Source organism: Kitasatospora sp. NPDC048286 (assembly GCF_043201735.1).
Taxonomy (GTDB): Bacteria; Actinomycetota; Actinomycetes; order Streptomycetales; family Streptomycetaceae; genus Kitasatospora.
In genome coordinates this window covers 301,491-309,799 of sequence record NZ_JBICZE010000007.1, presented here as the reverse complement: position 1 = coordinate 309,799, position 8,309 = coordinate 301,491, and the positions used below count along the sequence as shown (strand labels likewise).

General features: G+C 76.3%; 6 protein-coding genes and 1 riboswitch. Of the genes, 5 read left to right on the top strand and 1 reads right to left on the bottom strand.

The window, feature by feature from the left end:
- Positions 1-6: 6 nt before the first annotated feature.
- The 3 genes from ACGF13_RS19540 (at position 7) to ACGF13_RS19530 (ending at position 2,568) form a co-directional block, all read left to right on the top strand.
- Positions 7-1,305, top strand: a complete 1,299-nt coding sequence (locus ACGF13_RS19540) for an MFS transporter (protein WP_392876490.1) — start codon at positions 7-9, stop codon at positions 1,303-1,305.
- Positions 1,306-1,366: 61 nt separating this feature from the next.
- A complete protein-coding gene (gene ddaH, locus ACGF13_RS19535) occupies positions 1,367-2,179 on the top strand; it encodes a dimethylargininase (protein WP_392876487.1) in 813 nt (270 codons plus the stop codon).
- A gap of 161 nt (positions 2,180-2,340) precedes the next feature.
- Positions 2,341-2,568, top strand: coding sequence for a hypothetical protein (locus tag ACGF13_RS19530; protein WP_392876484.1), 228 nt, complete (start codon positions 2,341-2,343; stop codon positions 2,566-2,568).
- Between the two features lie 48 nt (positions 2,569-2,616).
- Here the strand turns inward: ACGF13_RS19530 and ACGF13_RS19525 are convergent, their stop codons facing one another.
- On the bottom strand, positions 2,617-5,760 hold the full coding sequence (locus tag ACGF13_RS19525) for a BTAD domain-containing putative transcriptional regulator (RefSeq protein ID WP_392876481.1): 3,144 nt from the start codon (positions 5,758-5,760) through the stop codon (positions 2,617-2,619).
- 260 nt (positions 5,761-6,020) lie between these two features.
- Between ACGF13_RS19525 and ACGF13_RS19520 the strand changes: the two genes are divergently transcribed.
- Positions 6,021-7,172 (top strand): hypothetical protein, encoded by a 1,152-nt coding sequence (locus ACGF13_RS19520; protein ID WP_392876478.1) that lies wholly within the window; start codon positions 6,021-6,023, stop codon positions 7,170-7,172.
- Positions 7,173-7,246: 74 nt separating this feature from the next.
- Positions 7,247-7,389: riboswitch (SAM riboswitch) on the top strand.
- 200 nt (positions 7,390-7,589) lie between these two features.
- Positions 7,590-8,303, top strand: coding sequence for an IclR family transcriptional regulator (locus ACGF13_RS19515; protein WP_392876476.1), 714 nt, complete (start codon positions 7,590-7,592; stop codon positions 8,301-8,303).
- Positions 8,304-8,309 lie beyond the last annotated feature (6 nt).

Sequence of the window (8,309 nt, the reverse complement as noted above, 5' to 3'; positions counted from 1 at the left end):
CCCGCGATGACCACCACCGTCCCGATCGAGTCCCCGGCCGCCCCGCCGGACGGCCCGCGCGGCCGCTGGGGCCTGTGGGCCCACGGGGACTTCCGCCGGCTCTGGATCGGCGAGACCACCAGCACCCTCGGTACGGCCGTCGGGAGCGTGGCGCTGTCCCTGGTGGCCGTGGTCACCCTGGGCGCCGGCCCGCTCGCGGTGGGCGTGGTCAACGCCGCCGCCTGGCTGCCCTGGCTGTTCCTCGGCCTGCCGGCCGGCGCCTGGGTGGACCGCTGGCCCCGGCTGCGGGTGATGCTGGTCTGCGACCTGCTGCTGCTCGTCCTCTTCGGCAGCGTCCCGGTGGCCGCCTGGCTGGGGGCGCTCTCGCTCGCCCAGCTGGTGGTGGTGGCGCTGCTGACCGGGGCGGTGAAGGTGTTCTTCTCCACCGCCTACGGGGCGGTGCTGCCCACCCTGGTGGCGAAGGCCGACCTGCTGGAGGCCAACGTCAAGCTGCGCTCCGGGGCGTCGGCGGCGGAGATCGCCGGCCCGGGCGTGGCCGGTCTGCTCGCCCAGGCCCTCGGCGCCGCCAGCGGGATGCTCGCCGACTCGCTCAGCTACCTGGTGTCGGCGGTCTTCCTGCGGCGGATCAGGACGGAGGAGCGCCCCCCGCCGGTGTCCGAGCGACGCGGCATCCCGCGCGAGATCGGCGAGGGCGTCCGGTTCCTGCTGCGTGACCCGTACCTGCGCACGTTCGCCTGCTTCGCGGCGGTCGGCAACCTGGGGCTGAACGGCATCCAGGCGGTGCAGACGGTCTTCCTGGTGCGCAGCGTGGGGATCGAACCGGGTGCGGTCGGCGCGGTGTTCGCGCTGGTGAGCGTCGGCGGGCTGGCCGGCGCGATGCTGGCCGGGCGGATCGCCCGCCGGCTGGGCACCGCGCGCGGGCTGCTGGTCTGCGAGCTGGTGGTCGCGCCCTTCATCCTGCTGCTGCCGCTGGCGGGGGAGCGGCTGCCGCTCGTGGTCAGCGCGCTCGCCTGGGCCGTCGCGGTGTGCGGCGTGGTGGCGGGCAACGTCCTGGCCGGCAGCTTCTCCCAGGCCTACTGCCCGCCCGAGCTGATCGGCCGGGTCCGGGCCAGCTCCGCGACCCTCAACTACAGCGCGATCCCGGTGGGCGCCCTGCTCGGTGGCTGGCTCGGCGAGACGATCGGCGCGCGCGGCACCATCTGGCTGATGGCGGGCGTGCTGCTCTCGGCCGGCGGGGTGCTGCTGGCCAGCCCGCTGCGCGGCCTGCGCGACTTCCCGACCCGGCCGTCGGCCCCCGCCGCCTGACCGCACCGCCCCACCTCCCCGCCTCACCTCCCGCCCCACCTGCCCTCACCCGGAGGCCCCGATGACCCGCACCGCCCGTCCGCGCCACTACCTGATGTGCCGTCCGACCCACTTCGAGGTCAGCTACGCGATCAACCCGTGGATGGACCCGGCCAAGCCGGTGGACACCGACCTCGCCGTCGCCCAGTGGGAGCGGCTGTACGCCCTCTACGGCGAACTCGGCCACCGGGTCGACCTGATCGACCCGCTGCCCGGCCTGCCCGACATGGTGTACGCGGCCAACGGCGCCACCGTGGTGGACGGCAGGGTGCTCGGCGCGCGCTTCCGCGACGCCGAGCGGGCCGCCGAGGGCCCGGCGTACCTGGAGTGGTTCCGCGCCCGGGGCTTCGAGACCCGCGATCCGGAGCACGTCAACGAGGGCGAGGGGGACCTCCTGCTGACCGCCGGCTACGTGCTGGCCGGGCGGGGCTTTCGCAGCGTGGCCGACGGGCACGCGGAGGCCCAGGAGTTCTTCGGCCGGCCGGTGGTCGGTCTGGAGCTGGTCGACCCGCGCTACTACCACCTGGACACCGCGCTCGCCGTGCTCGACGGCGACGAGATCATGTACAACCCGGAGGCCTTCTCGGCCGGCAGCCGCGCCGTCCTGCGCCGGCTGTTCCCGGACGCCCTGCTGGTGGACGGGGCCGACGCGGAGGTGTTCGGCCTCAACGCGGTGAGCGACGGCCTGCACGTGGTGCTGCCGGAGGCGGCCGTCGGCCTGGCGGCGCGGCTGCGGGAGCGCGGCTTCCGGCCGATCGGGATGGACCTCAGCGAGCTGCTCAAGGGCGGCGGCAGCGTGAAGTGCTGCACCCTGGAGATCCGTTCGGCGGCCTGAGCCGCCGGATCGGGCGGTGCCGGGCACCGGTGATCCCTGGCGATGCCTGGTGATCACCGGTGCTCGGCTGTAGATCGGCCGTTGAACGCTCCCGGCCAGACTGGTGCCACACCACGACGGAACCCCTTCCCACCAGGGAAGCGAGCCAAGGAGCAGCAGAGATGACGCAGCGTCCGGCCACCACCCGCACCCGCCTCCGGCTGTTCACGGTCGGCTTCGGAGTGGCCCTCACCCTGGGCGCCGGCCTCTGCGCCACGGCGGCCGTGGCGCAGACGGTGGACAGCGGGACGGCGGCGGTGGTGAGCGGCGACGCGACGCCCACCCCGACCCCGACCCCCACCAGCACCGGGCACGGCAGCACCGGCGACTGGAACAGCACCGGCTCCTGAGCAGCGGCTCCTGAGCTCAGCGAGGAAACCGCCCGCAGGATCGATTCCTCAACAGCCCGAGGACAGCCGGTCGGCGGCCCGCCGCCCACCCGGCAACGACCGGCCCGACGCGGCCGAACCCTCCCCCCGGGGCAGCAGCTCCGCCACCTCCCGCGCCTCCGGCAGCCCCAGCCGCACGAAGATCCGGTGCGCCTCCCGCAGCCGGACGTCCGCCTCGGCCTCCCGCCCGAGGTCGGCCAGCGTCCGCCCCAGCACCACCAGCGCGTGGCCCTGGTCCCGCTCGGCGCCCAGCTCCTCGCAAAGCTCCAGCGCCCGCCCGGCGTGCTCCAGCGCCTCGTCCGTCCGGCCCAGCGAGCGCAGACTGTCCGCCATCCGGTAGCGGGCGTGCCCGGCCCGGGCCCGCAGACCGGCCGCCGAGGCCACCGCCAGGCACTCGCCGAACCAGGTGACCGCCTCCTCGTGCCGCCCCAGCCCGTGCAGCGCCAGCCCCAGCACGTACAGCGTGTACGCCCGGCCCGGATCGTCGTTGCGGGTCCGCAGCTCGGCCAGCGCCTCGTGGCAGATCTGCACCGCCTCGGCGGCCCGCCCGCTGCGCACCCGCGCCAGCGCGGCGTTCACCGTCGTCACCAGCGCCCCGGAGCGGTGGCCGAGTTCGCGCGCCAGCAGCAGCGCCTCGTCGTAGTGCCCGACGGCCTCGTCGTAGCGGCTGAGGAACTGGCAGACCAGGCCGAGGTCGTTGAGCGCCTGGCGCAGGATCACCGTGTCGCCCGCCTCGCGGGAGGCGGCCACCGCCAGTCGGGAGGCGGCCTCCGCGTCCTCCAGCCGGGTGGTGGCCAGGGCGACGTTGCCGCGGAGGAAGTGCGCCCGGCCAGCTGCCCGGTGGTCGGCGCGATGGGCCGCGGCGGCGGCCAGGGCCTCGGCGGTGGTGGCCAGTTGGCGGCTGGGCGGGGCGAGGAGGAACGGCGTGAGCGCGATCAGCAGGTCGATCGCGGCGCCCAGCGGGTCGGGGGCCGAACCGTCGTTGCCGTCGTCGCCGTCGTTCGTCATCGTCCAGCCCGCCACCTGCGCGGCCAGCGCGATCGCCCCCGAGCCCTCCGCCTCGGCCCAGGCCCGCGCCCCGTCCGGGCCGTCCAGCGGGACGCCCGCACTGCGGGCCGGCCCGAGCGCCCCGGCCGCCGGGTCCCCGGGGACGGCGTGCTGGAAGGCCGCGCACGCGGTGGCCAGCAGGTGGTCCAGCATCCGGTCGCGGGCCGCCACGGCCGCGCCGGGATCGTCCGGGCGGCGCCGGGCGAACGCGCGCAGCAGGTCGTGGAAGCGGTAGCGGCCGGGGAACGGCGACTCCATCATCGCCACGTCCACCAGGGCCTCCAGCAGGTCCTCGGCGTCGTACTCGTCCAGGTCCAGCAGGGCGGCCGCGGCCTGCAGCCCGAGGTCAGGGCCGTCCACCGAGGCGGCCAGCCGGAACGCCCTGGCCTGGGCGGGCGTCAACTGGCGGTAGCTCAGCTCGAAGGCGGCCGCGACCTCCAGGTCGCCGATGCGCAGCTCGTCGATCCGGCGGCGTTCGACCGCCAGCCGGCGGCCCAGCGTCTGCACCGTCCAGCTCGGCCGGGCGGCCAGCCGGGCCGCCACGATCCGTACCGCGAGCGGGAGGTGCCCGCACATCAGCAGCAGTTCCCGGGCGGCCTCCGCCTCGGCGGCCAGCCGCTCGGCGCCGATGGTGCGGCCCAGCAGTTCGAGCGCCTCCCCGGGCTCGAAGACGCCGAGGTCGGCCTGGACGGTCGCGGGCAGGCCGGACAGCCGGGTGCGGCTGGTGGTGAGCACCGCGCAGCCGACCGCGCCCGGCAGCAGCGGTCTGATCTGCGCGGTGTCGTGGACGTTGTCGAGCACCAGGAGCAGCCGCCGGCCGTCCACCACCGAGCGGAACAGCGCCGAGCGGGCGTCCAGGCCGTCCGGCACCGCGTCGGCCGACACGCCGAGCGCCACCAGGAAGCCGCAGAGCACCGCCTCCGGATCGGCCGGGGTGGCGTCGGCGCCCCGCAGGTCCGCGTAGAGCTGCCCGTCCGGGTAGGCCTCGCGGACCCGGTGGGCGACGTGCAGGGCCAGCGCGGTCTTGCCGACCCCGCCCATGCCGACCACGGTCGCGATCGCCAGCGCCTGTTGGCCCGGTGCGCCGAGGGCCCCGACCAGCCGCTCGACCAGCGCCGTACGTCCGGTGAAGTCCGCGGCGTCGGGCGGCAGTTGGGCCGGTCTTGGGGCGCCGCTCCCGGTCGGGGCGGCGGGCGCGTCCGCCGCCGCCTGGGCCTTGGCGCGCGGGTCCGGCGACTCGGCCCCGGGCGCGCCGGGCTCCGCCGGTCCGGAGCCGGGCGGGGCGGAGGCCGGCGGCACGGAGACGGGCGGGGCCGACCGCGGCGCGACGGCCGGCGCCGGGGCGGCGAGCGACGGGTCGCCCTCCAGGATCCGCTGGTGCAGCAGGTCCAGCTCCGCCCCCGGCGCCACGCCCAGTTCGGCCAGGAACAGCTGACGCGCGCCCCGGAACACCGCCAGCGCGTCCGCCTGCCGCCCGGCCTGGTACAGCGCCCGCATCAGCAGCCCGTACGCCCGCTCGTGCAGCGGGTGCTCGGTGGTCAGCGAGGTCAGCTCCGGAATGCACCGGGAGTAGCGGCCCAGCGCCAGGTCCAGCGCGATCCGCTCCTCCAGCAGGGTCAGCCGGAGCTCCTGCAGCCGCTGGCGCTGGCGCTGCGCGAACGGGCCGGGAATGCCCGCCAGCGGCTCGCCCTGCCACAGCTCCAGCGCCTGGTTCAGCAGGTCGCGCGCCTGCTGCGGCTCCCCGGCCGCCGCCGTCCGCTCGGCCTGCCCCGCCAGCTCCTCCGCCTGCGCCGCGTCCACCGCGTGCTTGGGCAGCACCAGCCGGTAGCCGTCCCCGACCGAGGTCAGCACCGTCGGCGCGTCCGGCTCCTCGCCGTGCAGGACCTTGCGCCACCGCCAGGCGTAGGTGCGCACCGTCGTCATCGCGGTGCCCGGCGGCTCCTCGCCCCACAGGGCGTCGATCAGGTCGGTGGCGCTCGCACCGTGCCCGGGCCGGAGCAGCAGCACCGCCAGCATCGCCTGCTGCTGGGGGCTGCCCACCTTCAGCGCGGTCGCGCCGCGCTGCGCTCTCATCAGTCCCAGCACCGAGAACCGGAATTCATCCATGACTGCACCTGCCCGCCTCATGTGCTCGCCCCCGCCCGTGCACGTGCCGCCCCCGATTTGATGAGCCCCTATCAACCCACGCCACCGGGCGTGATGTCGAGAGATCGTCGACCCGATGGTGATCCGGTGTTGATCGGCCGTCACGACAATCGATGGTGTGGCACCCGCCGACGGCCCGGCCCCGGCCGTCGGACCCGCCACGTCCCCGGCCGCCCGGCCGCCGCCCGGGCGCCCCCCACGGCTCTCGGAGGCGGACGCCCATGGACACCGACCTGCTGCACACCGACCGGCTCGACACCGCCCCGGTCGGCACCGACCCGTTGACCAGCGACCTGCTCCACCGGCTGCTCGACGTCGACCCGGCCGCCGGGCCGGCCGAACTGCTCCACCGCGCCCGCGCCGACCGCCACCTCCCGTACCTGGTGCTCGCCGCGCTCTCCCGCGAGGGCGTGCGGATGGGCGGGCACGCCCGGGCCGAGCTGCAGCGCGCCCGGGACCGGGCCGAGTGTTACGCCCGGGTCGCCCGCGACCTCGCCGACGCCACCGGCGTCCGCCCGATCCGGGACCTCCCCCTGGCCGGCTACTACCCGCCGGACCTGCCCCGGCCGCTGGGCGGGCTCAGCCTCGTCAGCCCCACCGAGGCGACGCTCTGGCAGGCCGTCAACCGGCTGGTCACCGACCACCCGGTGGAGTCCGTCGAGGTCACCCTGCTCGGCGAGCGGCCCCGGCACACCGCCGTCACCCTGCGCTGGCCGGCCGAGGACCCGCTGCTCGACCCCTGGTACCAGGTACGGGTCGCCACCGCCGCCCTCACCGGCGACCTCGCCACCGTCCCCGTCCGCCCCTACCTGGCCGCCGACGAACACGTGGAATGCCTGATCGCCCTCGCCGAGGAGGGGCTCGCGCGCACCTTCCTGGCCGGCGACGTGATCGACGTGGCCCACCTCGCCGGACAGCCCTTCGACCCCGCCGAGACCGCCGCGGTCCTCGCCGCCTACCGGCTCGCCCCGGAGGCCGCCGCCCTGCTCGACCTCGCCGCCCAGCACGTGCCGCTCGGCTCCCTGCGGGACGTGCGCACCGTCCTGGAGGCCGAGGTCGGCCCCGAACTCCGCCGCCGCCGGCCCCTCACCCGCACGCACCGGCCGCGCAAGGGGACCCTGCTGCGCCACGGCACCCTGCTGCGCCGCACCGTCATCCGGCACCAGTGGGACGAGGCCCTGCTGCTCCCGGCCGGTGGCGCCACCCTGCTGCTCACCCCGGTCGCCGACTACCTGCTCGGCGCCGAGGGCGCCCGGCCGACGGCGGCCGAACGCGCCGCCGCCCTGGCCGCGCTGCGGGCCTGGGACACCACCGCCCCCGGCGGCCCGCACCCGGCCCCGTGCACCGGACTGTCGGAGCCGCGCCACCGCTGAGCGGGCCCGCCCGCCCGCCGTCGAGAGCAGGGGGGCTTGGCAGCGGGCCCGGGAAGTCTTGTATCGTTCCTGGCGAATCATCCAGAGGGGTGGAGGGACCGGCCCTACGAAGCCCCGGCAACTCCCCGTTCGACCCGGCGTCCGAAGTACGCGCCGTGCCGTCCGGGATCAGTGCCAACTCCGGCCTGTCGCCAATGTGGCGCGGGAAAGATGAGGAGACACGGTGCTCTCTGTGCTGTCCTTCGCCCGGGCGCTTCCCGCCCCGGCGCTTTCGCGTACCCGTCTCGTGCCCGGCGCAGGCAATCGGCCGACTTCCGCGGCCCGTCCTCGCTGACCACCCCCGGCTCCCCGCCAGGAGCCGCCGTGAGCAGCGCCGACCCGCTGCTCCCGGGCCTTGAGACTGGAGTACCCCCACCCATGGAGAACACGAGCGGCGTCGGCGTGCTCGACAAGGTCACCTCGATCCTCGGGATCCTGGAGGCGGGCCCCGCCACCCTCGGCGGCCTCGTCGCGGCCACCGGCATGGCCCGCCCCACCGCCCACCGGCTGGCCGTCGCACTCGAACACCACCGCCTGGTCAGCCGGGACGTGAACGGCCGGTTCATGCTCGGCCCCCGGGTCGGCGAGCTCGCCGCGGCCGCCGGCGAGGACCGCTTGCTGGCCGCGGCCGGCTCGGTCCTCACCCACCTGCGGGACCTCACTGGCGAGAGCGCCCAGCTCTACCGCCGGCAGGGCGAGGTACGGATCTGCGTGGCCGCCGCCGAACGCCTCACCGGCCTGCGGGACACCGTCCCGGTGGGCATCACCCTCCCCATGAAGGTCGGCTCCGCCGCCCAGGTCCTGCTCGCCTGGGAGGAGCCCGAGCGCCTCCACCGCGGGCTGCAGGGCGCCCGCTTCACCGCCACCGCGCTGAGCGGCGTACGGCGCCGGGGCTGGGCGCAGTCCGTCGGCGAGCGCGAACTCGGGGTCGCCTCCGTGTCCGCGCCCGTCCGCGGCCAGTCCAACCGGGTGGTGGCCGCCGTCTCGGTCTCCGGTCCGATCGAACGGCTCACCCGCCACCCCGGCGCCCAGCTCTCCCAGGCCGTGGTCGAGGCGGGCCGCCGCCTCACCGAGGCCCTGCGCCACGCCTGACGGGAC

Excerpts from the sequence above, each read along its gene's own strand:
- ACGF13_RS19540 (WP_392876490.1), top strand. The coding sequence starts at position 7 with ATGACCACCACCGTCCCGATCGAGTCCCCGGCCGCCCCGCCGGACGGC.
- ddaH (WP_392876487.1), top strand. The coding sequence starts at position 1,367 with ATGACCCGCACCGCCCGTCCGCGCCACTACCTGATGTGCCGTCCGACC.
- ACGF13_RS19530 (WP_392876484.1), top strand. The coding sequence starts at position 2,341 with ATGACGCAGCGTCCGGCCACCACCCGCACCCGCCTCCGGCTGTTCACG.
- ACGF13_RS19525 (WP_392876481.1), bottom strand. The coding sequence starts at position 5,760 with ATGGATGAATTCCGGTTCTCGGTGCTGGGACTGATGAGAGCGCAGCGC.
- ACGF13_RS19520 (WP_392876478.1), top strand. The coding sequence starts at position 6,021 with ATGGACACCGACCTGCTGCACACCGACCGGCTCGACACCGCCCCGGTC.
- ACGF13_RS19515 (WP_392876476.1), top strand. The coding sequence starts at position 7,590 with ATGGAGAACACGAGCGGCGTCGGCGTGCTCGACAAGGTCACCTCGATC.